At 62.9% G+C, this 23,994-nt stretch carries 21 protein-coding genes, 1 tRNA gene, 1 other RNA gene and 1 pseudogene; 8 read left to right on the top strand and 16 right to left on the bottom strand.

Translation table 11 applies throughout. The features are described from left to right. Positions 1-1,110 precede the first annotated feature (1,110 nt). Both CA2_RS18285 and CA2_RS18055 read right to left on the bottom strand, forming a co-directional pair. Positions 1,111-1,260: a hypothetical protein gene (locus CA2_RS18285; protein WP_169741473.1), complete on the bottom strand. Its 150-nt coding sequence runs from the start codon at positions 1,258-1,260 to the stop codon at positions 1,111-1,113. Between the two features lie 240 nt (positions 1,261-1,500). Continuing rightward, on the bottom strand, positions 1,501-1,644 hold the full coding sequence (locus CA2_RS18055; protein WP_156106034.1) for a hypothetical protein: 144 nt from the start codon (positions 1,642-1,644) through the stop codon (positions 1,501-1,503). 532 nt (positions 1,645-2,176) lie between these two features. Here CA2_RS18055 and CA2_RS11650 point away from each other — a divergent pair. After that, the gene (locus CA2_RS11650; protein ID WP_052369927.1) at positions 2,177-2,899 is read left to right on the top strand and encodes an EAL domain-containing protein; all 723 of its coding nucleotides are present in this window, start codon (positions 2,177-2,179) and stop codon (positions 2,897-2,899) included. After that, entirely contained in the window at positions 2,877-3,383 is a 507-nt protein-coding gene (locus tag CA2_RS11645; RefSeq protein ID WP_042417125.1) for a hypothetical protein, read from the top strand. Before CA2_RS11650 ends, CA2_RS11645 begins: the two co-directional genes overlap by 23 nt. A gap of 562 nt (positions 3,384-3,945) precedes the next feature. Here the strand turns inward: CA2_RS11645 and CA2_RS11640 are convergent. Next, positions 3,946-4,221 carry an HMG-box domain-containing protein gene (locus CA2_RS11640; RefSeq protein WP_042417122.1) on the bottom strand — a complete coding sequence of 92 codons (276 nt, stop codon included), beginning with the start codon at positions 4,219-4,221 and terminating at the stop codon, positions 3,946-3,948. A gap of 705 nt (positions 4,222-4,926) precedes the next feature. Here CA2_RS11640 and CA2_RS17240 point away from each other — a divergent pair. Then, entirely contained in the window at positions 4,927-5,994 is a 1,068-nt protein-coding gene (locus tag CA2_RS17240; protein ID WP_052369926.1) for a GGDEF domain-containing protein, read from the top strand. Between the two features lie 51 nt (positions 5,995-6,045). Here CA2_RS17240 and CA2_RS17235 read toward each other — a convergent pair whose 3' ends face one another. Further along, a complete protein-coding gene (locus tag CA2_RS17235) occupies positions 6,046-6,750 on the bottom strand; it encodes a hypothetical protein (protein ID WP_154162602.1) in 705 nt (234 codons plus the stop codon). Between the two features lie 4 nt (positions 6,751-6,754). Then, entirely contained in the window at positions 6,755-7,156 is a 402-nt protein-coding gene (locus CA2_RS11625) for a GFA family protein (protein ID WP_042417119.1), read from the bottom strand. Positions 7,157-7,447: 291 nt separating this feature from the next. On the opposite strand from CA2_RS11625, the gene CA2_RS11620 reads away from it, so the two are divergent. Continuing rightward, positions 7,448-7,524, top strand: a tRNA-Pro gene (locus tag CA2_RS11620). A 119-nt stretch (positions 7,525-7,643) separates the two neighbouring features. Here the strand turns inward: CA2_RS11620 and CA2_RS11615 are convergent. The 11 genes and pseudogenes from CA2_RS11615 to gyrA form a co-directional block, all read right to left on the bottom strand. After that, positions 7,644-8,551, bottom strand: a pseudogene (locus tag CA2_RS11615) (DMT family transporter). A gap of 98 nt (positions 8,552-8,649) precedes the next feature. Beyond that, positions 8,650-9,153 carry a flavodoxin family protein gene (locus CA2_RS11610; RefSeq protein WP_042417116.1) on the bottom strand — a complete coding sequence of 168 codons (504 nt, stop codon included), beginning with the start codon at positions 9,151-9,153 and terminating at the stop codon, positions 8,650-8,652. Between the two features lie 153 nt (positions 9,154-9,306). Then, on the bottom strand, positions 9,307-10,464 hold the full coding sequence (lapB, locus tag CA2_RS11605) for a lipopolysaccharide assembly protein LapB (protein ID WP_042417112.1): 1,158 nt from the start codon (positions 10,462-10,464) through the stop codon (positions 9,307-9,309). Then, positions 10,454-10,759: a LapA family protein gene (locus CA2_RS11600; protein WP_042417109.1), complete on the bottom strand. Its 306-nt coding sequence runs from the start codon at positions 10,757-10,759 to the stop codon at positions 10,454-10,456. Before CA2_RS11600 ends, lapB begins: the two co-directional genes overlap by 11 nt. 81 nt (positions 10,760-10,840) lie before the next feature. Beyond that, complete coding sequence (locus CA2_RS11595) at positions 10,841-11,152, bottom strand: integration host factor subunit beta (RefSeq protein ID WP_042417108.1); 312 nt, start codon at positions 11,150-11,152, stop codon at positions 10,841-10,843. 92 nt (positions 11,153-11,244) lie between these two features. Beyond that, positions 11,245-12,927: a 30S ribosomal protein S1 gene (gene rpsA / locus CA2_RS11590; protein ID WP_042417105.1), complete on the bottom strand. Its 1,683-nt coding sequence runs from the start codon at positions 12,925-12,927 to the stop codon at positions 11,245-11,247. Between the two features lie 160 nt (positions 12,928-13,087). Further along, positions 13,088-15,121 (bottom strand): bifunctional 3-phosphoshikimate 1-carboxyvinyltransferase/cytidylate kinase, encoded by a 2,034-nt coding sequence (locus CA2_RS11585; protein WP_042417101.1) that lies wholly within the window; start codon positions 15,119-15,121, stop codon positions 13,088-13,090. Positions 15,122-15,138: 17 nt separating this feature from the next. Beyond that, positions 15,139-16,026: a prephenate dehydrogenase gene (locus CA2_RS11580; RefSeq protein ID WP_042417099.1), complete on the bottom strand. Its 888-nt coding sequence runs from the start codon at positions 16,024-16,026 to the stop codon at positions 15,139-15,141. A 9-nt stretch (positions 16,027-16,035) separates the two neighbouring features. Further along, entirely contained in the window at positions 16,036-17,136 is a 1,101-nt protein-coding gene (gene pheA, locus CA2_RS11575; protein ID WP_042417096.1) for a prephenate dehydratase, read from the bottom strand. Positions 17,137-17,271: 135 nt separating this feature from the next. Then, complete coding sequence (gene serC, locus CA2_RS11570; protein ID WP_042417093.1) at positions 17,272-18,378, bottom strand: 3-phosphoserine/phosphohydroxythreonine transaminase; 1,107 nt, start codon at positions 18,376-18,378, stop codon at positions 17,272-17,274. Between the two features lie 112 nt (positions 18,379-18,490). Then, positions 18,491-21,172 (bottom strand): DNA gyrase subunit A, encoded by a 2,682-nt coding sequence (gyrA, locus tag CA2_RS11565; protein ID WP_042417089.1) that lies wholly within the window; start codon positions 21,170-21,172, stop codon positions 18,491-18,493. Between the two features lie 237 nt (positions 21,173-21,409). Between gyrA and ompA the strand changes: the two genes are divergently transcribed. The 4 genes from ompA to ssrA all read left to right on the top strand — a co-directional run bounded on the left by ompA (position 21,410) and on the right by ssrA (position 23,903). Continuing rightward, on the top strand, positions 21,410-22,048 hold the full coding sequence (ompA, locus tag CA2_RS11560; protein WP_042417086.1) for an outer membrane protein OmpA: 639 nt from the start codon (positions 21,410-21,412) through the stop codon (positions 22,046-22,048). Between the two features lie 79 nt (positions 22,049-22,127). After that, complete coding sequence (gene ubiG, locus CA2_RS11555) at positions 22,128-22,841, top strand: bifunctional 2-polyprenyl-6-hydroxyphenol methylase/3-demethylubiquinol 3-O-methyltransferase UbiG (RefSeq protein ID WP_042417083.1); 714 nt, start codon at positions 22,128-22,130, stop codon at positions 22,839-22,841. After that, positions 22,838-23,512, top strand: a complete 675-nt coding sequence (gene gph, locus CA2_RS17595; RefSeq protein ID WP_081888975.1) for a phosphoglycolate phosphatase — start codon at positions 22,838-22,840, stop codon at positions 23,510-23,512. Before ubiG ends, gph begins: the two co-directional genes overlap by 4 nt. Before the next feature lie 12 nt (positions 23,513-23,524). Continuing rightward, positions 23,525-23,903, top strand: a transfer-messenger RNA (tmRNA) gene (gene ssrA / locus CA2_RS17590). Positions 23,904-23,994: the final 91 nt, after the last annotated feature.

The following is a 23,994-nucleotide window of genomic DNA, read 5'->3' as shown; positions in this document are numbered from 1 at the left end:
GCTAAGACCGGATGTCTTGCAGCCGTGTTCTGTCTGTGATGCTTGCAATTGCGAAAAGCCATTCGCTGCTTGCGTCCCCAAGCATCAGTGTGAACCTGCGTCGCTCCGTTGTCCTGTTGCCTTTGGAGTACTTGATTTGCCTGAGCACTGTCCGTCTTTGGGGTTGGCGCTTGACACGGTGGTCGACGATGACCCTATCGTCATCTCAGTCATCAGCGGCCTGTGCATTGCCTGGTTGAGCAAGAGCCTCCGGCACCCGAGGACCTCCAATCCTGAGCATGCGCAGTTACTGTCCTGCGGCCACCGCAGTTGCTTCGGACCACCTTGCTTGTCTCCAAGGCTGTCATGTTTGTGATGGCGTTGTTCCGAGTGCAGCTTTGGTTCAACGATGCGAGTGCCTGGGCAGCTTCATCGCCTGTTGGGCTGACATTCGCGGGCTGTGGAATGCGTTCGGTGCTGCTTTGATGGACGGCAAAAATCGTTGGCTGGCTGCAGGAGCTGCGCCTGATGCAACCCTGGCGGCGTTGGCACTCTAAGGCTTCTCGCAGTGCTTGTTGTTCAAAGGACTGTTCCGCTACGTCGGTCTGTGATCATTCAGCACACTGGGCATAACTGGTGGAATTCTTGTTGCTGAGGTCAATCATCGCTGTATCAGTAGCACAGAGTTTGTTCTGTGCATTTTGATAATTTTGTGAGCATCAGACGCTGATCTTGCAATGCTTTTAAGGTGAATTTGATTAGATTTCATCTGTTCGCAAACGCAGATTGCTATTTTTTTCATAGTTAGTGGCGACAGTGCATCCATGATGCCATCTTTGGCCATGAACCAGTCGCGGGCTTTCTCACACGGTTGTTGGCGAGCAGGGGGGGCTTGCAGGGCGTGAAGCGAGGCATGCGGTGTCAACGAGTCGGCAGCCTTGGGGGGCAGCTGGCCACGCGTTCTGGTGCTGGGATTGCCGGCCAATCCGATACCAAGCTTCGCTGGATGCGAAGACTGGTATTCAGCAGCCGGGTTGCCGTTGTCGTGGATGAAAAAGCCCGCACAAGGCGGGCTTGGTCACGTGGTGCGGCCAGCAACAAGTGCCGTAGCAACCGCAGCTGTTGAATCGTTTATCGGGCGTCTGCGCAGGACTTGGCAGCACGCACGCTGATGGCAACGGCTTTGGGGAAGCGCTTCATGGCATCTTCCAGCGCTGCAAACGTACTGGGGAATAGGGCGGTGTAGTAGGCCCCTGCCACTTTGATGATGCATCGCTTCATGGGTGTCTCCTTGATCTCGGCGGGTACTTACCATTTGTCGACCATTTTGTATCAAACTGAAACAAATATTTGTAACAGCACCCTGTCCGTGTGCCCATCCAGTCAAGGCGCTCGTGCCCTGGGCCTGGCCCGGCCGATGAAGGCCTGAGGCAATCCAAGTGACCCGTCACAAGCGAGGCCGGGGTGTTCGGGCAATAAAAAACCGCCTCAGCGGGCGGTTGGCAGTGGGCGGCATGGATATCAAATCGCATCAACGCTGTATTCACCCAGAGGCGCTTCCTGGGTGAGCAGATGGATCACCTCTTCGGGCGCGCGCGGCGCTGGTTGAGGAGCGACCTCGTACTGCGCGGACTGGAGCTCGATAACGGAGTGGAAGAAAGTCATGACTTTTCCTTTCAAGTCGTTAGGGTGGGGCTGCGTTTCTATCCAACGTTTTCTGTCCGCAAATGGTTGACTACGTGTGTGAAAACCGCGTGACAACGACAAAGTGTTACTGGTGTCGTGCGTATGCCCACAAGGGCAGTGTGTGATGACGCTGTGGTGGCAGGGCTGCTATTGGATGCCTTGGTGGTTGATGGTGAGCAGGGAGCACATCACAAATTTTCAGAGGAATGAGACAGAGTGGGATACCGGTACGGTGTGCTGCATTCGTTGTTGAAAGGTTGAACATAGATGTGGCAAAAGCCGTTGGCGTGCCACTGATCCCAAGGGTGGTATTACGTTAGATGTGGTGGCGACGCAAGCACTTCGCGTAGATGTCTCAAACGTCGCTGTAGCTATGAGTTATGCTCTACCTTGTTGAAGCGTGTTGCGCATGGTTTGCTCTTTGAGGCTTTGCGCTTTCGTGACATGCGTTGACTGTGTGGTTGGGTCTCTGTCTGCAACAAGCTTTTCGTCGTATCAGTGATAAACAAACGTGATTGGCCAAGCCACGAAGCGTTGGTTGGAAGCGCTGCTGCGCTGGACTTCGGTGCAGCTGGGGCAGGTGGGGCCAGACCGCTTCATCCCCGTGGCCGAAGAGAGTGGAATCATCCGCCCCCTGGGAACCTGGGTGTTGCGCCAATCGCTGGCCACTTGGGCCGAATGGTGCCGTGCGGGGCTGGTGCAAGGGCGGCTGGCCATCAACGTGTCGGCCTTGCAGTTGCAGGACGACACATTCATCGATGTGCTGGCGCGTGAACTCAAGGAGGCAGGCCTCCAACCGCAGGATCTGGAGATCGAAGTCACCGAGACCGCCCTGCAGCGTGTGCCACAGGTGGAGCAGCGCCTGACCCGCATTGCTGACCTGGGCATTCAGATTGCCCTCGACGACTTCGGGACGGGCTATTCCTCGCTGTCCATGCTCAAGCTGCTGCCCTTGAACCGGCTCAAGGTGGACCGCGCCTTTGTGCACGATGTGGTGACTACACCGTCGGACCAGGCGATTGTTCGCGCGATTGCGGCGATGGCGGATGCCCTGGGTCTGGAGCTGATTGCCGAAGGGGTGGAAGAGGAGGATCAGCGCCAGTGGTTGGCCAATTTGGGCTTCAAAGAAGCGCAGGGCTGGCTTTTTGCCAAGGCCATGAGTGGCGTGGATTTCATGCGCTGGCTTGCGGATCGCGACGGTACGTCAGGCCATGCTGACCAAGGTGGTGCCTGAATCCATGCCAGCGGTTGTCATTGTGCTGTTGCTGCTGGGGTGTTCGCTGCCGGCATTGCTTCCCGGTCGGCGTCAATTTGGCGCTGCGCTGGCCGTGGTCGCTGTGCTGCTGGTCGTCTTGGCGGTCCTGGCGTTGCAGGACCTGGAGGCCAACCCTGGTGGTGGCGACGGACCAGCCTTTTTCGCACTCGTCTTTCTGTTTGGTGTGGCCCAGGTGGTTATTCTGGCTTCGGTGTTGGGCCGGGGGCTGGTGCGCTGGTTGGCCCAGAAATTGAGTGGGCGTGCGCGACAGAACGTCATCCGCTGGCTGGTGGTGGTGGGGATGGTACCGCTGGTGGTGCTGTTGCTGCTTCGCTGGGCGGTTGGGGCTTCCGGTATGGCGATGGTCTTGGCCGTGCTCGTGGGTTTTCCGCCTTTATGGCTGGGCGCGGCATTGACGCTGTGGCCCGGTCAGGCATCCATGCCGGGGCGTTCGCCCTGGTAGCAGCAGGCTGTGCATGCCTTGCGTCAAGGTCGTCCCCATCTTTTGCTGCGTCATTTTGTAAGTTTTTTCTTACAATTTGCGCAGGAGGAATTGGTATGCGCTGGTTATCGCGCTTGGCCTGCTGTGCGTTGCTGGCGTGGCATGGCGCTGCATCTGCCCAGGTGTGGCGATGTCCAGGACCTGAGGGTCCGATCTTCACTGACAAACCCTGCGTCTACGATGGCGCAGTTCTGCGCAAAAACTCGGCCTGGGAGGAGCGGGTGCGTCCGACGCAGCGCCAGCCGCCGCGCCGTGTGGCGCCAGCTTCGCGGGCTGTGCCAGTGCAGGCTGCGCCGATGGAGCCGGGTGATGGCAACGACCTGCTCGCCAGCGAGGGGCATCCGGCCGAGCCGCCAGCCGAGGTCCGTCCGAGGGCGCACCCTCTGGAGAGTGCGGTCACATCGCCCAGCACTCCACCACCCGCCACCACGCAGCTGGAAGAAGACCGGCCAATGCCGCCGATGCCGTCCATGATTTCCATTTGTGCCGGAGGCTTTTGCCTGGGCCACTGAGTGCGGTGCGTTCAGTGGGTGTGGGACGTGCCGACCGAGGTCGCCCAGGGGTCGTATTTGCTCTCCAGCCGGTAGTCAGGGTAGGCGCGCCGGTGTTGTTCCGACAGCCTGTGCAAGGCCAGGAACACGTTATCGGCAAAGCCCTGCCGCACGCTCGGGCGGTCATCACGTGTGAGCGATTGCATGTAGGGCAGGAACCCCGGCTGCCCCCATAAAGCCAGCAGCTGCTTCCCGATGTGCGGGTGGGCGTGGTTGATGGTCTTGAAATCTGCGTTGTCGTCGAGCATGACGTTGCTCCCAGTGGCTGCGGTGAAGTGCACGGTGGATACCGCAGCGGGTCTTCAGCCTCGGCCCATCTTCCAAGCCCCCCTGCGTTGTGCCTGTCGGTGCAGGGCGCATTCCACCCCACGCCGAGCGCCAGTCCATGCGTGGGAGGCGCTGTGCCGGCACGGTCCTTGCTGGCGCAGTGCTGCATGCTGCGCCCCTGCGTGTGCGACGGGCATCAAGACGATGCCTTATGTGTGCTCGGCGAGCACTGCGTCGCGCACGCCGTCCAAGGAGGGCGGGAATTTATGCGGAGCAATTTAGCGTGCTGGTGCACCAAGGCCCGGCGGATAGTCCAAAGTGCTGCACTGGAATTGCAACGGGATTCCAGGAGGAGGTCCAAAGATTGGAGAGAAATTGGCATCTAGCGCTCATCTAGTCTGCGCTAGCAGCTATCAAAAAAGAAATTCGCTGGTGGGCCATGACAACACCGCAGGTCTAGGCGTAGCCGGTGGGCGGTGACGGGGACTGTGTGATAGAGGTTCCACGTACACCTGGCCATGCGATTGGCGGTGCAGGCTGGAAAGCGTCGATGCGCTAGCATCGTGGGTTGATTTTTGTATACAGCTCTCACCGGCGGTGGTGCGGGCACCTTCGGGAGAGCTATGAAAGACGCCCAGCAGGCCCGTGTGCGATGGCACCAGCTCAGCCTTTACATCGATAACCATTTGCACGATCGCTACCTGGCGCCACCGTTGACGCTGGTGGTCGCGGCGTTGCTGACGCTGTGGGTGCCGGTCTGGCAGGCGGTGCTGTGGGCGGGGCTGGAGCTGGTGGCGATTGCGGTGTACACCTGTGTCTACCTGCAGTTTCGCCGTACTGCGAAGCCACTCGATGAGACCGTGTGGGTGCGCCGCATCTCCTGGGCGCACGGCGTTCACATGGTCATGTGGTCGTCCATCGTGGTGTGGGCCTATGTGCCCGGCAATCTGACCAGCCTGATGTTTGTGATGCTGGTGCATGTGGGCCTGATCTCTTTGACGGTGGTGATGAGCAACCCGCACCGCCGGCTGCTGATGTCCGATCTGGTGGCGCCGACGGTGGCCCTGGTGGCGCCACCTGTGCTGGATGGCACGCTCTTCAGCGCCGGCCTGGCGCTGCTGGGCATCTTCTACATCGCCTTGATGCTCATGGTCGGTTTGAAAATTCATGCCAGTTCGACGGAAACCCTGGTGCTGCGCGAGCGCAACAGCGAACTGATCCGCGAACTGGAGCAGCAGCTCAAGACCGACGGGCTGACCGGCTTGAAGAACCGTGACCACTTCATCACCACGGCGCGCAATGAGCTGGAGCGCCATGCACGCTACCAGCAGCCGGTTGCGCTGCTGATGGTGGATATTGACCATTTCAAGCAGATCAACGACACCTACGGCCATCTGGCCGGTGACGAGGTGCTCAAGGCCGTGTCCAGCGTGTTTGTGGACATGGTACGCACCAGCGATTGTCTGGCGCGCCTGGGCGGTGAGGAGTTCGCCGTGCTGATGCCGCAGACAGCGCTGGACGCGGCGATGGCGGCGGCGGAACGCTTGCGCATGGCCGTGGCCAAGGTGCGCTGCCCGCTGGACGATGACGTGGTGGCGCCGACCGTCAGCATCGGCATCGCGATTGCGCCCGATGGCAATGAAACCCTGTCCTCCCTGATGCGGCGCAGCGATTTGGCCATGTATGACGCCAAGGGACGGGGGCGCAACTGTGTGGTGGTGGCGCCCGACCGCAACGCCAAACAGGTGGCCTGAACGGCATCGCCTGGCTAGGCCACCATGGCCTGGCCAGGATCTGCGGGTTGTCTAGGGGGCTTTCTGTCGTCGCACGTAGGTGAACTCTTGCGTGGCGTGGGGCAGCGTCAAGGTCAGCGCATGACCCGTCAGCTGAAGCGCCGCCTGGTCAAAGCGCACTGCGCCGTAATTGCCGAGGCGGGCCCGCACCGTGAAGTGGTTGTGGGTGGGGTGAGCCGGGACCAAGATGGTCTCTGGGTAATGCCTGAACACTCCGTGCAGGCTCAGGTGGATGCTGTCGATCGGGAGCGCAACGTCCCCGGCCTCCAGGGAATCCTGGGTGAGGTGGTCGGCCGTGAACGCCTGCCCGTCCGACTCAAAGTGAACGCTGGTGATGTAGGACGCCACGGGCGTGCCTTCCTCCTGGAATACGACGCGTGCACCGGGGTGGCTGGCCTGGCTGGAGCGGACGAGTTCGAACTGCGGATCCGTGGAGGGCGCTGTGGAGTTCAGCACAATCTGCTGGCCCCGTTTTTCCCAGGTTCCTATATCGGTTTCGTCCGCCGATCCATAGATGAGGACAAACTTGTAGGAGCCATCGGCGCGCAGCTGGATGGCAGAAACCATTTCTCTCACCCCCTGGAGCTGGTAGGTACCGACAGGGCTGGCGAGGTCTTGGGCCCTAACGGCCTGGCCGCTGAAGCCGCTGCACGCCGCCATCCACATTGCGGTGCACTGCAGGAGCTGGCGGCGGGATGGTGTTGGGAAACCGGTCATGGCGTCACTCCCCGTGCGCACACGCTGCGCCAAAGTTGGACCAGGTGGGCTTGGAGGCCAAGTGCGCGTGCTTTTGCCGCTGGGGTGTGAACGCTGAGTCCAGCGTGCCCAGGGCGATGCAGATCCAGTCACTCCAGTCGCCATGGGTGCGGGACCAGAACAGCGGGGACCCGCAATGCCCGCAGAACTGGCGCCACACCGTGGCCGACGACGCATAGGCGCGCAGGTCGGTGTCACCGGCGGTGATGTGCAAGTCGTGGCGCGGAACGGCGCCGTAGGTCGCAAAGGCTGCGCCATGGCTTTTCTGGCACTGGCTGCAATGGCAGTGGGTGACCGCTTGGGGGGCTGAGTGCAAGGCGTAGCGGACCTTTGCGCAAAAGCAGCTCCCGAGGTAAGTTTCAGACACAGGCTCAGACCTTCTAGAGGCAAAACTGCCATCCTAACCACTGTGACTGGGCAGGTGCGCGGGCAATCGATGGGGTGGGGCCGGAAGTACAGGCCTGCGGCACCTTGGTTGGGTGATCCCGGCAGGCGCGGGCATGTCCGGGCGACGGTGGAGCCGCTCCTTAATCACGGGCAGGTACAGACCAGCATGCAGCCAAGCCGCAAGGCATCGCGGTGCGCCCATCGATGAGGGGTGCCAAAGTGCGGCGCAGTTTTTTTGGTGCCGAAAAAATCAGTTATACTTTTAGCTTGTCGGAGCGTAGCGCAGTCTGGTAGCGCATCTGCTTTGGGAGCAGAGGGTCGCGAGTTCGAATCCCGCCGCTCCGACCAAAATTGAAGGGCTAGATCGCAAGATCTAGCCCTTTCGTTTTTGCTGCCTTGCGTCTGGTGTGCACGACTTGGATGTGCGTGCGCAGCGCCCGGGCTGGCGCTGTGCAAGGCCTCAGCGGTTAGCGGCGTCCCCAGGTCATGACCGCGGTGCCGGCAATCGCCATGGCGCCGCCCACCAGCATGGGTGTATCGATGGTTTCGCCCAGCAGCAGTGCCGAGATCAGTACGCCGAACAGTGGCACCAGGGTGATGTAGCCCGAGGCCGCGCCCGCACCCAGGGCCTTGACGCCGTCGAAGTACCAGGCATAGGCCAGCGCGGTGGCGCCAAAGGCCAGGAACAGCAGGGCGCCCCAGGCGGTGCCATCGCTGTGCCAGACCAGGCCCAGGCTGCCAGGGCCTTCGACGATCAGGCTGGCCGCCAGCAGCATGGCGGCGCCGATGGTGCTGGTGACGGCGGTGGTGGACAGGGCGTCCACGCCGGTCAGCATCCAGCGGCCGATGAGGGTGTACAGCACCCAGCACACCACGCAGCCCAGAATCAGCAGCTCACCCAGGCCGATGCTGCCTTGCAGAATGCCCAGCGGTTGCCCGTGCGAGATCACGACCACCGCGCCCACCACGGCCAGCAGCATGCCGATGGCAATCGTGGGGTTCAGGCGTTCCTTGAACAGCCAGGCGGCCATCAGCAAGGTCATGACTGGATTCAGGGTGATCACCAGGGCCGCCTTGCCAGCCGGCAGGTGCTGCAGGCCCGACAGGAAGAACGCCGCGTAGCCAAAGACGCCGGTGGCACCGGCTGCCAGCATGCCCAGCCAGCGCTGGGGGCTCCAGTGCCGCAGCTGGGCAAAGCCGCCGGCCCAGTACATCCAGGGAATCAGCACCAGCGCAGCCAGTGCGAAACGCAGGCAGGCGCCCGCCAGAGGGGGCATGGATTGGGCGATGATGCGCCCCGCAGGCCAGGAAGCGCCCCACACACGGCCATGCCGACCAGCCGCAGGTGGGGTGCAAAAAAGGTGTTCGATTGCATGGGGTGTGACTATGCACCAGCGCGGCGGGCGTGGCGCCCAGTGGCTGGCGCTGTGGGCCATCGTGCGGTCGATGGCCTGGGGATGGGGTGGAGATGGGCTAGAAAATGCCCAGGTACAGGCCGCTGGCCAGGGCTGCGCCCAGGGCCTGGCAGGGTTCCAGCGCGGCCGCACTGAGTTGTTTGGGGGTAGCAATCGCCTCGGGTGTCTGGGCGTGGGTGCAGACGATCAGGGGCTCGGCCACGGGCTTGAGGCGCCAGCCCGTGGCAATGCGGGCGATCTGGCGGGCGGCGTTGCTGCCGTCGCTGCCCGCACAGACCAGGGTGGCGTAGGGACGGCCATTAATGCGGTCCAGGACTGCGTAATAGCTGCGGTCGAAGAAATCCTTCAGCAGGCCACTGATGGCCGCCAGGTTCTCCGGGGTGGCGAAGACATAGCCGTCGGCCTGCAGCACATCCTGCGGACCGGCGTCGCGGGCGTGCAGCAGGCGCACATCGACTTCGGGCTGTGCCTGTTGCGCGCCCTGGCGCACGGCTTCGGCCATCTGGCGGGTGCCGCCGGTGTGCGTGTGGTAGACGATGAGCAGGGTGGGGGTGCGTTCCATGGCAGCAGCATACGCACAATCACTGCGTGTGGAGGCTGAAAAAAAGAGAGCTGTCTGCACTGGTCAATTCACGGTTTCATATGCTTATGCATCTGAAATGCTCGTGATAACAGCGCGGACAGCTCTCTTTTTCTTGCCGGAGGATGGTACGGCTTACAGCTCTTCGACGCGGCGGGCGGGGTAGCTGTCCCAGCTCTGGCAGCCCGGGCAGTGCCAGAAGTGCTGGCGTGCCTCGAAGCCGCAGGCGGCGCAGCGGTAGCGGCTCAGGGGCTTGCTGGCGTGCTCCAGCGCCTTTTGCACGGCGGGGTGGTGCTCTTCGTGCGTCAGGGGTTCACCGGCCAGCCATTTGGTGGCTGCGACCAGCGAGGGCTCCAGGCCCAGGTGGTGCACGTACCAATCGCGGCGATCGCCCTGGCCTTCGGTGGGCGTGGTGTTCAGCGCCACCAGGGCATCCAGCAGATCCAGCGAGGGCGATTGGGCGTAGCGCGCGCGCAGCAGTTGCGCCGCCGCGGCCTGCTGGCCCGTGGCGGCCGCCACCTCCAGCATCAACGGCACGGCCAGCGGCAGGCCCTGGGGCGTGGTCTGGGCCAGTTCCTCCAGCGTCTTCCAGGCGTCGTGCGACTGGCTCAGGCGGTGCTGGATGCGTGCCAACTCGATGCGTGGGCGTGGGGTCTGCGGGGCCGTGCGCACGGCCTCGTGCAGCAGCTGGCTGGCGGTGTCCAGCTGGGCGTGGCTGGCCTGCTCGGTCGCCTGTTCGCACAGGTAGTGCGCCAGGCGGCCGCTGAAGTCGCCCTGGTTGGCGGCCTGCATGCGGCGCGCGATCTCGGCCGCCTGCACCCAGTCGCGCGAGCGTTCGTAGATGGCCAGCAGGGCCAGGCGGGCTTCGGCCTCGTAGGCCGTGCCTTCCAGGCGGCGCAGCGCTTCTTCGGCGCGGTCCAGCAGGCCCGCCTTCAGAAAGTCCTGGGCCAGGCCGTGCTGGGCGCGTTCGCGGTCGTCCTTGCCCAGGTCGGCGCGCGACAGCAGGTGTTCGTGCACGCGCACGGCGCGGTGGTATTCACCGCGGCGACGGAACAGATTGCCCAGGGCGAAGTGCAGGTCCGCGGTCTCGGGGTCGTTCTGCACGGCTTCGATGAAGGCGTCGATGGCCTTGTCCTGCTGCTCGTTGAGCAGGAAGTTCAGGCCTTTGAAATAAGCCTTCGGCGCCTGGCGGTTGTCCTGGCGCACCTGGCGCAAATCCATGCGCGAGGCCAGCCAGCCGAGGGCGAAAGCCACGGGCAGGCCAAGCAGAATCCAGCTGAGGTCAAATTCCATGGATCGTCGGGGGGAGTGGTTCGGCGGGGGCGGGCGCTGCGGCCTGCGTTTCGGGTTCGGTCGCGGTCTGGCTGAGCTTGGCGGCCGTGCTGCGCTGTTTCCACCAACGCGGCACCATCACCAACACGCCGGCGATCAATCCGCCGACAAAGGCCGCCAGCACCACCAGTACCAGCGGTGCCTGCCACTGCGTGCCAAAGAAAAAGTGCACGGTGGCGGTTTGCTGGTTGTTGAGCGCGAAGGCGAACAGGGTGAAAAAAATGGCCGCCTTGAGCAGCCACAGCAGGTATTTCATGCGAGCCCTTCCTTGTTGCCCTGGATTTTAGGCGCACAGGGCGGCAGGCGGGCAATTGGTGGGGATGTCGCGCGCAGGACGTCAGTCTGCGGTCGGGGTGGTGGCAGGTGTGCCCTGGAAGTCCACGGCTTCGCGCAAGGCCTTGCCGGGTTTGAAATGCGGCACCCGCTTTTCGGGGATGTGGACCGATTCACCGCTGCGGGGATTGCGGCCAATGCGCGCAGGGCGGCGAGACACGGAGAAGCTGCCAAAGCCACGGATCTCGATGCGTTGGCCATGCACCAGGGCATCGCTCACGGCATCTTGGATGGTTTTGACGGCGTGCTCGGCATCGCGCTGTGTGAGTTGGGCAAAACGTGCGGCCAGCTCTTCAACTAAGTCAGATCGGGTCATGAAGCAATTATCCCAAGCAGTACCTGGAAAAGACGGCGGGCGCCGTGACAGCGCCCGCCGGGGTCTTGCTACCTGTGAATCAGGTGCAGACTTTACTTGTCAGCGTCCAGCTTGGCGCGCAGCAGGGCGCCCAGGCTGGTGGTGCCGGCATTTTCCTTGGAGGACTGGGCCGACAGGGAAGCCATGGCTTCTTGCTGCTCAGCCATGTCCTTTTGCTTGATGGACAGCTGGATGTTGCGGGTCTTGCGATCCACGTTGATCACCACGGCGGTCACTTCGTCGCCTTCCTTCAGCACGGAACGGGCATCTTCCACGCGATCGCGGGACAGTTCGGACACGCGCAGGTAACCCACGATGTCGTCGCCCAGATCGATTTCAGCGCCACGCTGGTCCACGGTCTTGACCTTGCCGGTCACGATCTGGCCCTTGTCGTTCACGGTAGCGAACGTGGTGAAGGGGTCGCTGTCCAGCTGCTTGATGCCCAGGGAGATGCGCTCGCGCTCGACGTCCACGCCCAACACGATGGCTTCGACTTCCTGGCCCTTCTTGTAGTTACGCACGGCGGCTTCGCCGGTTTCGTTCCAAGACAGGTCAGACAGGTGCACCAGGCCGTCGATACCGGCCGCCAGACCCACGAACACGCCGAAGTCGGTGATGGACTTGATGGGGCCCTTCACGCGGTCGCCGCGCTTGGTGTTCTGAGCAAATTCTTGCCAAGGGTTGGCCTTGCATTGCTTCATGCCCAGGGAGATGCGACGCTTGTCTTCGTCGATTTCCAGAACCATCACTTCCACTTCGTCACCCAGCGAAACCAGCTTGGAAGGAGCGATGTTCTTGTTGGTCCAGTCCATTTCGGAAACGTGCACCAGGCCTTCGATGCCGGGTTCCAGTTCCACGAATGCGCCGTAGTCGGCAATGTTCGTGACCTTGCCGAACAGGCGGGTGTTGGAAGGATAGCGGCGAGCCACACCCATCCATGGGTCGTCGCCCATTTGCTTCAGACCCAAGGACACGCGGTTCTTCTCGGTGTCGAACTTCAGGATCTTGGCAGTGATTTCCTGGCCAGCGGTCACCACTTCGGAAGGGTGACGCACGCGGCGCCATGCCATGTCGGTGATGTGCAGCAGGCCGTCGATGCCGCCCAGGTCCACGAACGCACCGTATTCGGTGATGTTCTTGACCACGCCTTGCACGATGGCGCCTTCCTTCAGAGTTTCCATCAGCTTGGCGCGCTCTTCGCCCATGGAGGCTTCCACCACAGCGCGACGCGAGAGCACAACGTTGTTGCGCTTGCGGTCCAGCTTGATGACCTTGAATTCCATGGTCTTGTTCTCGTAAGGAGTCAGATCCTTGACGGGACGTGTGTCGATCAGCGAACCGGGCAGGAATGCGCGGATGCCGTTGACCAGAACGGTCAGGCCGCCCTTGACCTTGCCGGAGGTGGTGCCGGTCACGAATTCGCCGGATTCCAGCGCCTTTTCCAGCGACAGCCAGGAGGCCAGACGCTTGGCGGTGTCGCGCGACAGGATGGTGTCACCATAGCCGTTTTCGATCGAGCCGATGGCCACGGACACGAAGTCACCCACTTGGACTTCGATTTCGCCCTGGTCGTTCTTGAACTCGTCGATTGGCACATAGGCTTCCGACTTCAGGCCAGCGTTCACCACCACGAAGTTGTGCTCAACGCGCACGACTTCAGCGGTAATGACTTCGCCGGGACGCATTTCAGTGCGTTGCAACGATTCTTCGAAAAGGGCGGCAAAAGATTCAGACATGTAGATCCTTACCCGCTTACAGATTTCCGGCAGCACCATTGCTGCGCGTTTTTAAGGCTGTAGGCGGAGGTGCAGGCAAAACCTGCGGGGTTAAAGGGTTGCAAACCGCATCACCAGTGCGTCAACGGCGCGAATGTGGTGTGCGGGCCGGGTGCCAGTCTCAAGCGCGGGGCGCAAAAGGCTGGCGCTGCTCCCACCAGGTCAAGATCTGCTGCACGGCTTGCTCAATCGTGCCTTCGGAGTTGTCCAGGTGAAGGGCGTCTTCTGCGGGTTTCAAGGGCGCTGCAGCGCGATTCATGTCGCGGGCATCGCGGGCCTGAAGGTCCGCCAAAAGGTCTGCCATGTTAGCAGAAAGCCCTTTGGAAATCAATTGCTTGTAGCGGCGTTCGGCACGGCACTCGGCGGTGGCCGTCAGGTAGACCTTCAGCGGGGCGTCAGGGAAGATCACGGTGCCCATGTCGCGGCCATCGCCGACCAGGCCGGGCAGCCGCCGGAAATCGCGCTGCACCTGCAGCAGGGCCTCGCGCACGGCGGGGAAGACGGCCACGCGCGAGGCGTTCATGCTGGCGTCCTCGGTGCGGATGGCCAGTGAGATGTCCTCGCCGTCCAGCAGCACGCGCTGATCGGGCGTGAAGCCGATGTGGGAGCGGCGGATCAGGTCGGCGATCGCCGGGGCGTTGTCTTCGGTCAGCGCGATGCCGGCGCGCGAGGCGGCCAGGCCGGTGATGCGGTAGAGGGCGCCCGAGTCCAGCAGCGCAAAGCCCAGGCGTTCGGCCACCAGGCCGGCGATGGTGCCCTTGCCCGAGGCCGTGGGGCCGTCGATACAGATCACAGGGGTGGGGCGCGAGGCCTGGGCCACGCCGAAGAAGGCCTCGAAATAGTCCGGGAAGGTCTTGGCCACGCACTTGGGGTCTTCGATGCGCACCGGCAGGCCGGCGGGGTTGAAGGCCGCCAGCGAGAAGCACATGGCCACGCGGTGGTCGTCGTAGGTGTGGATGCTGGCGGCACGCCAGTCGGCCGCCGTGGCAGGGGGGGTGATGCGGAGGAAGTTCGCGCCTTCCTCCACCGTGGCGCCCAGCTTGCGCAGCTCGGTGGCCATGGCGGCGATGCGGTCGGTCTCCTTCACGCGCCAGCTGGCGATGTTGCGCAGCGTGGTGGTGCTGTCGGCGTACAGGGCCATGCTGGCCAGGGTCATGGCCGCGTCGGGGATGTGGTTGCAGTCCAGGTCGATGGCCTTCAGGGGCCAGGCGCCGCGCGTGATGTGCAGCCAGTTGGGGCCGCTGGTCACCTGGGCGCCCATGGCCTGGGCGGCTTCGACAAAGCGGATGTCGCCCTGGATGGAGTCCTGGCCCACGCCCAGCACTTGGATGCCATTTTGGCCGCCAGCGCCCGTGGCGATGGCGCCGAGTGCTATGAAATAGCTGGCGGAGGAGGCGTCGGCCTCGACGTGGATGTCGCCGGGCGACTGGTAGCGGCTGCCGGCTGGAATCACGAAGCGCTGCCAGCCCTCGTTGCGCACGGTGATACCAAAGCGCGCCAGCAGCTCCAGCGTGATGTGGATGTAGGGCTTGGAGATCAGTTCGCCCACCACCTCGATGCAGATGTCGCTGTCGCTGGCCAGCAGGGGCAGGGCCATCAGCAGCGCGGTCAGGAACTGGCTGGAGACATCGCCACGCACGGCGATGGGGGCATCGCCCAGCTGGCTGAAGTTGGGCTGGCCGATGCGCAGGGGCGGATAGCCGGGGTTGCCCAGGTAGTCGATGTGGCAGCCCAACTGGCGCAGGGCGTCGACCAGATCGCCGATGGGGCGCTCGTACATGCGCGGCACGCCGGTCATCTCGAAGTGGCCACCCAGCACGGCCAGGGCCGCCGTCAGCGGGCGCATGGCGGTGCCGGCATTGCCCAGGAACAGCTGCGCGCGCGCATTGTTGGGCAGGGCGCCGTCGATGCCGGTGATCTGCACCGGCTGGCCCGGGGTGACCTGGGCGGGCGTGACCTGGCAGCCCAGCTCGCGCAGCGCGGCCAGCATGACGCGGGTGTCGTCCGAGTCCAGCAGGTCGTGGATGGTGGTGGTGCCGGAACTCAGGGCGGCCAGCAGCAGCACGCGGTTGGAAATGCTTTTGGAGCCGGGCAGTTGCACGCTGCCGCTGGCGGTGGCCAGGTGGGGCAGGTCAAGAAAGGCGGTCTGGTACATGCGTGAAATTCAAAGGTTCAGGCCGTGGGCGTGGTGGCAGCAGGCGGAAGGAAACGGCATTGCGCCCGCGCGGTGCTGGCCAGGGTGATCATGGCCTCCAGGGCCTGGGCGTCGCCCGTGTGCAGCGCCTGCTCGAAGGCCTGCAGGGCGCGCTGGAAATGCTGGGCCTGAGCCAGCACCTCGTCCTTGTTTGCCAGCAGGATGTCGCGCCACATGGCCGGATCGCCGGCGGCGATGCGCGTGAAGTCGCGAAAACCGGGGCCGGCGACGCTCAGGAAGGCATCGGCCTGGGGCTGGCCGATGACGCTGTGCATCATTGCAAAGGCCAGCATGTGGGGCAGGTGGCTGACGGTGGCGAAGGCGGCGTCGTGCGTCTCGGGCGACATGCTGCGCACGTCGCAGCCCAGGGCCTGCCACAGGGCTTCGGCCTTGTGCAGGTGGCTGGTCAGTGTGCGCTCGGTGGGGGTCAGGATGACCTTGGCGCCGCGGTATAGCTCGGCGTCGGCGTGCTCCACGCCGGCCACTTCCTTGCCGGTGTTGGGGTGGGCGGGCACAAAGCTGGCAATCTGGCTGCCCAGCGCGTTGCGCGCGGCCTGCACCACGTCGGCTTTGGTGGAGCCGACGTCCATGATCAGCATCTCGGGCGTGACCAGGTGCTTGATGGACTTGAGCGTGGCCTCGGTCGCCCCCACGGGTACGGCCAGCAGCACCAGGTCGGCGCCGGCGGCGGCCAGCAGGGCGGAGGGCGCCTCGACATCGATCACGCCCATCTGCAGGGCGCGGGCCGTGGTGGTGGGGGACTTGCTGTAGCCCACCACGCGCTGGACCAGGCCGGCTTTCTTCAGCGCCAGGGCGAAGGAGCCGCCCATCAGGCCGCAGCCGATCAGGCCTAACTGTTCAAACATGCAGCCTCCTCACGCCGGCACGGGGTAGGTCCCCAGTACCTTGTAGAAGGCGGACAGCGCTTGCAGCTCTTGCAGGGCCTGGGCCACGTGGGGCTGGGCGGGGTGGCCCTCCAGGTCGATGTAGAAGTAATACTCCCACTGGCCGGTGCGGGCCGGGCGCGACTCAAAGCGCGTCATGGACACGCCGTGCTTCTTCAGCGGCACTAGCAGGTCGTGCACGGCACCGGGGCGGTTGGGCACGGAGATGACCAGGCTGGTGCAGTCCTTGCCCGTGGGCGCCGGTGTGGCCAGGGTGTGCGGCAGGCAGATGATGGCAAAGCGCGTGCGGTTGTAGGCATCGTCCTGGATGGCGTGGCTGACGATGTGCAGGCCGAACTGCTGGGCGGCGCGCTCGCTGCTGATGCCGGCCCAGGTGGGGTGCAGGGCCGCCAGGCGCGCGCCCTCGGCGTTGCTCTCGACCGGGCGGCGCTCGGCGTGCGGCAGGTGCTTGGACAGCCAGGCGTGGCATTGCGCCAGGGCCTGGGGGTGGGCGGCCACGACCTCGATGCCTTCCAGCGCATTCGTGCTGCGCAGCAGGTGGTGGCGGATCAGCAGGCTGACCTCGCCCACGATGTGGCAGGGCGTGTTGCGGAACATGTCCAGCGTGCGGTTGACCACGCCCTCGGTGGAGTTCTCGACGCCGACCACGCCGTACTGGGCGCTGCCGGCGGCCGTGGCGTGGAAGACTTCCTCAAAGGTGTTGCAGTACAGGAAGTCGGCGGCACCGCCGAAGTACTGCACGGCGGCTTCCTCGGTGAAGGTGCCTTCCGGGCCGAGCACGGCCACGCGCTGGGGCGATTCGAGCGCCAGGCAGGCGGACATGATCTCGCGCCAGATGGCGGCCACGTGCGCACCCTTGAGCGGGCCGGGGTTGTTGCTTTTGATCTTCTCGATGACCTGGGCCACGCGGTCGGGGCGGAAGAAGGCCGTGCCTTCCTGCTTCTTCAGCTCGCCGACCTGCTCGGCCACATGGGCGCGCTGGTTCACCAGGCTCAGCAGCTGGCGGTCCAGGCTGTCGATTTCGTTGCGCAGCTTCAGCAGCTCGGGGCTGGCTTGCGGTTCTGTGCTCATGGCATCCTCAAAATTCAGAGCTGTCTGCGCACGTGTTTCAAGCGGTTCAGGTGGAAAAGTCTCTGAAACCTTGAACCATCAAGCGCTGACAGCTCATTTTTATGTATGTCCCGTGCGAGGGGCGCCGGGGCAGGCTCAGGCGCTGGTGCGCTCGAATTCCTGCATGTAGGCCACTAGGGCCTGCACGCCCGCCAGCGGCATGGCGTTGTACAGGCTGGCACGCATGCCGCCCACGGACTTGTGGCCCTTGAGCTGCAGCAGGCCGGCGGCCTTGGCGCCGGCCAGGAAGGCGTCGTTGCGGCTTTCGTCGCGCAGGAAGAAGGGGATGTTCATGCGCGAGCGGTAGGCGGCATCCACCTTGTTCAGGTACAGCTGCGAGTTGTCCAGGTACTGGTAGAACAGTTCGGCCTTGGCGCGGTTGCGCGCTTCCATGGCGTCCACGCCGTGCAGGTCGCCCTCGGTCTGGCGCAGCAGCCACTGGAAGGTGAGGCCCGCCATGTAGATGCCCCAGGTCGGGGGCGTGTTGAACATGGACTGGTTGTCGGCCACGGTCTTGTAGTTGAAGGCCGAGGGGCAGATGTCCAGCGCCTGGCCCAGCAGGTCATCGCGCACGATGACGATGGTCAGTCCGGCGGGGCCGATGTTCTTCTGCGCACCGCCGAAGGCCAGGCCGACGCGGCTCCAGTCCAGCGGGCGCGAGGCGACGTTGGACGAAAAATCGATCACCAGCGGTGCATCGCAGCCCAGGGCCTGCAGGTCGGGCAGCTGCTGAAACTCCACGCCGTGGATGGTCTCGTTGCTGCACAGGTGCACGTAGGCGGCGTCTTGGGACAGCTGCCAGCTGGCCGCGTCGGGCACGCTGGTGAAGCCGCTGGCCTCGCCGCTGGCGGCCAGGTGCTGGCGGGCGTACTTGCCGGCTTCCTTGAAGGACTTCTGGCTCCAGCTGCCGGTGACCACGAAGTCCACTGTGCCGCCCTTGGACAGGTTCAGCGGCACGATGGCGTTCTCGGCCAGGCCGCCGCCCTGCATGAACAGGATGTGGAAGTGGGCGGGCACGGCCAGCAGCGTGCGCAGGTCGGCCTCGGCGCGCTCGTAGATGCTGATGAATTCCTTGCCGCGGTGGCTCATCTCCATCACGCCCATGCCCGAGCCGCCCCAGTTGAGCATCTCGTCGGCAGCTTGCTGCAGGACTTCTTCAGGGATGGCGGCGGGACCGGCAGAGAAATTGAATGGGCGCTTCATGGTGGGCAATCAAATCACGCGCCAACGGCCGAAAGGGGAGCGCTGGCAGCTATCAAAAAAACGATCTTAGGCGAAAAAACACCCCACAGCTTGCGCAGTGGGGTGTCGTGGTTCAGGACTCGGCGGGCGCCTGCGGTGCCTCGCCGTTGTCCGTCTCTCCGTCGCCATCGCCGTCGGTGCCGGTGGCATCGTTCTCGGCGATGCGCTGCAGGCCAATCAGCTTGGCGCCTTCGTCCAGGGCCATCAGCGTCACGCCCTGCGTGGCGCGACCCATCTCGCGGATCTCGGCGACCCGGGTGCGCACCAGCACGCCCTTGTCGGTGATCAGCATGATCTCGTCCTCGGCACCAACCAGGGTGGCGGCCACGACCTTGCCGTTGCGCTCGGACTGCTGGATTGCGATCATGCCCTTGGTGCCGCGGCCGTGGCGGGTGTACTCGCTGATGTGAGTGCGTTTGCCGTAGCCGTTTTCGGTCGCGGTCAGCACGCTTTGCGCGCCGGGCTCGACGTTGCCCGAGCCGTCGTCGGCTTCGGCCACCAGCATGGCGATCACGCTCTGGCCGTCGTCGATGTTCATGCCGCGCACGCCGCGGGCATTGCGGCCCATGGGGCGCACATCGTTTTCGTCAAAGCGCACGGCCTTGCCGCCGTCGCTGAACAGCATCACGTCGTGCTTGCCGTCGGTCAGCGCCGCACCGATCAGGTAGTCGCCTTCATCCAGGCCCACGGCGATGATGCCGGCCTTGCGCGGGTTGCTGAACTCGGTCAGCGCCGTCTTCTTGACGGTGCCCATGCTGGTCGCCATGAAGACGTAGTGGTCTTCAGGGAAGCTGCGGTTGTCGCCGGTCAGCGGCAGCACCACGTTGATCTTCTCGCCGTCCTGCAGCGGGAACATGTTGACGATGGGGCGACCGCGCGAGTTGCGCGAGCCCGAGGGCACTTCCCAGACCTTGAGCCAGTACATGCGGCCGCGGTTGGAGAAGCACAGCAGGTAGTCGTGCGTGTTGGCGATGAACAGCTGGTCGATCCAGTCGTCTTCCTTGGTGGCTGTGGCCTGCTTGCCGCGACCGCCACGCTTTTGCGCACGGTATTCGGACAGCGGCTGGCTCTTGATGTAGCCCGTGTGGCTGAGCGTGACCACCATGTCGGTGGGCGTGATCAGGTCTTCGGTGGACAGATCCTGCGCGCTGTACTCGATGGTGGAGCGGCGTGCGCCCAGCTTGGATTGGCCGAATTCGGCCTTCAGGGTGGTCAGCTCGTCACCGATGATGACGGACACGCGCTCGGGCTTGGCCAGGATGTCCAGTAGGTCTTCGATGGTGGACATGATCTCGCGGTACTCGGCGACGATCTTGTCCTGCTCCAGGCCGGTCAGGCGCTGCAGGCGCATCTGCAGGATTTCCTGGGCCTGCGTGTCTGACAGTCGGTACAGGCCATCCTGGCCCAGGCCAAATTCGCGCTCCAGCGATTCCGGGCGGTAGTCGTCGGCATTCACCACGCCGCCGTCTTCGCGGGTGCGGGTCAGCATCTCGCGCACCAGCTTGCTGTCCCAGCTGCGGGTCATCAGCTCGGCCTTGGCCACGGGGGGGGTGGGGGCGTTGCGGATGATGGCGATGAAGTCATCGATGTTGGCCAGCGCCACGGCCAGGCCTTCTAGCACGTGGCCGCGGTCGCGCGCCTTGCGCAGCTCGAACACGGTGCGGCGGGTCACCACCTCGCGGCGGTGCTGCAGGAACACCTGGATCAGGTCCTTGAGGTTGCACAGCTTGGGCTGGCCGTCAACCAGTGCGACCATGTTGACGCCGAAGGTGTCCTGCAACTGCGTCTGCTTGTAGAGGTTGTTCAGCACCACCTCGGGCACTTCGCCGCGCTTGAGCTCGATCACCAGGCGCATGCCGGACTTGTCCGACTCGTCCTGGATGTGGCTGATGCCTTCGATGCGCTTTTCGTGCACCAGCTCGGCCATGCGCTCCTGCAGGGTCTTTTTGTTCACCTGGTAGGGCAGCTCGTCGACGATGATCGCCTGGCGCTGACCGCGGTCGATGTCCTCGAAGTGCACCTTGGCGCGCATCACGATGCGGCCACGGCCCGTGCGGTAGCCTTCCTTGACACCGTTGATGCCGTAGATGACGCCGGCCGTGGGGAAGTCGGGCGCGGGCACGATTTCCATCAGGTCGTCCACGCTGGCGTCGGGGTTGCGCAGCAGGTGCAGGCAGGCGTCCACCACCTCATTCAGGTTGTGGGGCGGGATGTTGGTGGCCATGCCCACGGCAATACCGGCCGAGCCGTTGACCAGCAGATTGGGCAGGCGCGCGGGCAGCGTCAGCGGCTCACTTTCGGAGCCGTCGTAGTTGGGGCCGAAGTCGACGGTTTCCTTGTCGATGTCACCCAGCATTTCGTGGGCGATCTTGGACAGGCGGATTTCCGTGTAACGCATCGCCGCCGCACTGTCGCCGTCGACCGAGCCGAAGTTGCCCTGGCCGTCGACCAGCATGTGGCGCAGCGAGAAATCCTGCGCCATGCGCACGATAGTGTCGTACACCGCACTGTCGCCGTGCGGGTGGTACTTACCGATCACGTCCCCGACGATACGCGCCGACTTCTTGTACGGGCGGTTCCAATCGTTGTTCAGTTCGTGCATTGCATACAGCACGCGTCGATGCACAGGCTTCAAGCCATCGCGCGCATCGGGGAGGGCGCGCCCCACAATCACGCTCATGGCGTAATCAAGGTAGCTGCGGCGCATCTCCTCTTCTAGGCTGATAGGCAAGGTTTCTTTGGCAAACTGGGTCATGTAGTGGTGCAGGGTTGTGCAATGACGACGAAGTAGGCCATTTTAGAAGGAATGTATTGTTGCTGATGGGCAACATCTCACCGGCATTAGGCTTTTGTCCTACCTCAAGCACCAGGGCTAGCGAGCCAATCGAATATTCCGTATGGCACAATGATTTCCAGCGTTCTTGGTGATAGTCACTGATGACGTGCATGAATTTCGCAGCTCGGCTGCGGCTTAATCCCCAAGAGGAGAACCATGAAGAAACTGAACAAAGTAGCGATCCTTTTTGCTTCCGCCGCTCTGGCAACTGCAGCTGGCGCTCAAGTGAAGGCTGCCGACGGCGGCAAGGCCATCGACAACTGGCAAAACGGCACCGGCGAACTGGTGTGGAAGAACGGCACCAACGAACTGTGCTGGCGCGATGCCAACTGGACACCTGCTACAGCCGCTGAAGGCTGCGACGGTGCTCTGGTGAAGGCTGCCGCTCCTGCTCCAGCCGCTGCTGCTCCAGCTGCCGCTGCTGCTCCAGCTCCTGCTGTGGCTTCGAAGGTGACTTTTGCTGCTGACGCTTTCTTTGACTTCGACAAGGCTGTGCTGAAGCCCGAAGGCAAGGCTAAGTTGGACGATCTGGTGTCCAAGGTGCAAGGCATCAACCTGGAAGTGATCGTGGCTGTCGGTCACACCGACTCCGTGGGTTCCGATGCTTACAACCAGAAGCTGTCCGAGCGCCGTGCTCAAGCTGTGAAGGCTTACCTGGAGTCCAAGGGCATCGACAAGAGCCGCGTGTACACCGAAGGCAAGGGCGAAAAGCAGCCCGTGGCCGACAACAAGACCAAGGATGGCCGCGCCAAGAACCGTCGCGTGGAAATCGAAGTGGTCGGTACCCGCAAGTAATCTTTCGCAGATTGCGTCAAAAAGCCCCGGTCACGGGGCTTTTTTATTTCTGTCTTGAACTCGTAGCACAATCACTTCCATGACCGATTCGATCAATGTGGATCCAGCTGAGCTGGAAAAATTCTCGAGCCTCGCCCACCACTGGTGGGACATGGAAAGCGAGTTCAAGCCGCTGCACATGATCAATCCATTACGCTTGGGATGGATTGACGAGTTGGCCTCGCTCCAGGGCAAGCAGGTGCTGGATGTGGGCTGCGGTGGCGGTATTCTGGCGGATTCCATGGCGCGCAAAGGCGCCCATGTGACGGGGATTGATCTGGCGACCAAGTCCTTGCGTGTCGCGCAGCTCCATGCCTTGGAGACGGGAACTCCCAATATCCAGTACCGTGAGGTGCCCGTTGAAGCTCTGGCGGCAGAGCGTCCCGCCAGCTTCGACGTGGTGACCTGTATGGAAATGCTGGAGCATGTGCCAGATCCTGCATCGGTGGTGCAGGCCTGCGCTCAACTGGTCAAGCCGGGTGGCTGGGTGTTTTTCTCCACCATCAATCGCAATCTCAAATCCTATGGCTTGGCGATTGTGGCAGCGGAATATGTACTGAATATGTTGCCCAAGGGCACGCATGAATTTGAGAAATTCTTGAAGCCCAGTGAAATGGCTGGTTTCTGCCGTCGGGCCGGGCTTGCTGTGACGCATTCCAGAGGTCTGCAGCACAACCCGTTGACGGGGCGCTACTGGCTTAACGAGGATTGCAGTGTGAACTACATGCTGGCCACGCGCCGCTCCCACGTATGAGTCCGAAGTTGCATCAAGTCGATGCGGTACTGTTTGATCTAGACGGTACGTTGCTCGATAGTGCCCCCGATCTTGGCTTCGCAGCCAATCAGCTGCGCATTGATCGTGGCCTGCATCCTTTGGAACATTCGCACTATCGTCCTTTCGTAGGTACCGGTGCGCGCGGGATGTTGCGGATTGCCTTGGGCATCACGCCGGAAGCCGATGATTTCAATGTGCTGAGGGAAGAGTTCTTTAGGGCTTACGAACGCTGTATGGGGCATCATTCCCAACTATTCTCTGGGGTCGAATCTCTGCTACAGGATTTGACGGCGAATGCATTGCCCTGGGGGATTGTGACCAATAAAGCAGAGCGCTTTGCTTTGCCCATCGCGCGTTCTATCTCAGTTCTGGCAAGTTCTGGTGCGGTGATCTGTGGCGATACCACGGCCTATTCAAAGCCGCATCCTGCCCCTTTGCTGGAAGCTGCTCAACGCTTGGGCGTTGATCCTGGTCGATGCATCTATGTGGGTGATGATGAACGCGATATGGTCGCGGCCCGTGCCGCTGGGATGAAGGCTGTAGCGGCCTCATATGGTTACCTGGGTGGTGTGGACTCCGTTGCAGCCTGGGCACCGGATGCTGTGATTGACTCGCCCTTGGAGCTAACACGCTTTCTAGGATTGAATTAGAATAACGTTCATGGGGCTGTCCTGGTTTCGACGTGGGTTCGGGATCAGTGTGGTGCATGTCGAGCTTGAGTGATGCTCGTAAATCTCCATTCAAAAAACTAACTGCAAACGACGAACGTTTCGCACTCGCCGCTTAAATCCGGTGAGCCTTGCAACAGCACGCTGATGGGCTGGGCAAAGGGGTAGCAATACCTCTCGGCTGCAAGGGAATTCACATCAGCTGGCTTGGTACCGGGCACCTTGGTATTGGGCAAGATTCAAGGGTGCTGGCCTTGTTTGAAGCGTGTGTCTGCGCGGCATACAGGGCGAGATTAAAAATCAGAACACTAAACATGTAGATCTGCCTGACGAAGGCTTGCGGACGCGGGTTCAATTCCCGCCAGCTCCACCATCCACCACAAGGCCACACAGTGAGAAATCACCGTGTGGCCTTTGTTTTTGCCCGTTTTCTTGTGCTTCGTGGTGCTGAATTCACACCGATT

Source organism: Comamonas aquatica NBRC 14918 (assembly GCF_000739875.1).
Classification (GTDB): domain Bacteria; phylum Pseudomonadota; class Gammaproteobacteria; order Burkholderiales; family Burkholderiaceae_C; genus Comamonas; species Comamonas aquatica.
Note: the sequence above shows the minus strand (reverse complement) of the source record. Positions and strands in the feature narration are given on the sequence as shown.